The 966-nt window shown below is 49.5% G+C and carries 1 pseudogene; it reads left to right on the forward strand.

Going from position 1 to position 966, the window contains the following annotated elements:
* Positions 1–964: pseudogene (locus JNC80_RS19955) on the forward strand (phage tail protein); the annotation flags it as partial.
* Between the last annotated feature and the right edge of the window lie 2 nt (positions 965–966).

Raw genomic sequence — 966 nt, forward strand, 5'->3', positions numbered from 1 at the left:
GGTTATGTTTGAGGTGCGTCTCAAATCATCGCTGGCTGAAATCTATAAAGGCCGAACTGAAGATGTAGAGCGCGGGGCGCTATTGATTGCGCCAGGCATTCTTTTGCCGAATATGCTCTATGAAGTCCGCGCACGTTATTCATCCTATGATGGCAGTACGCCCTTTGTCTGGTCTGATTGGATTGAGGTGCGCACTGCGGATATCCGTTTCGGTCCACTTGATATTTACGCTATCAATATTGAACAGCTCAATAAGGACATCAGCGATGTTCTGAAAGGTTTGGGAGAGACAGATCGGTATGTTCAGGAGGAGTTGGATCGTATTGGTGCGCTGGCAGCTGAGCAGGAAGCTGGCAATGCCGGTATGTTCAAACTGCTACGTGAAGAAGCGGCGGTCACTGCGGGCAATCTAAAGGCAGGTTACACAAGGCTCGTTTCCGTTTCCATCGGTCCCGGCAGTGCAATTGCGTCCCGTATCGAAAAGCTGGAGGCAAAAGTTGATGAGGATATTGCCCAGGCTGTTAGCCAACTGACAACGCGCATCAATACTGTTGGCGATACTGTTGAGGCTCAGGCAGAAGCAATTACCCTGCTGACTGCCGATGTCGGCAACTTCTCCGCTAATGGGCTGATCCGCATTACCAGTGAAGCGACAAGTGGCAGTGCTTTGTCCCGGATTGCTTTCAGCAGTTATGTAGAAGCTATGGGGCAGACTGCACAGGCTGCGATGTGGCTGGAATCCTTCACAGGTAATGGTGGCCAATTGCTCAGTCAGATCATCATGAATGCTGATCGTTGGATCGTAACTAATGGTGTGGACAGCATGTCGCCGATGACGTTCATCAATGGTGAACTGACCCTGATGTTGGCAAAAATCAATGAAATCATCTCAGGTCTGATCCGCTCACCTGACAGCAAATTCGTCATTAATCTTGATGAGGGTTTTTTGAAGGTGTCTGACTGATG

It is taken from the genome of Pseudochrobactrum lubricantis (assembly GCF_041929865.1).
GTDB lineage: Bacteria > Pseudomonadota > Alphaproteobacteria > Rhizobiales > Rhizobiaceae > Pseudochrobactrum > Pseudochrobactrum saccharolyticum.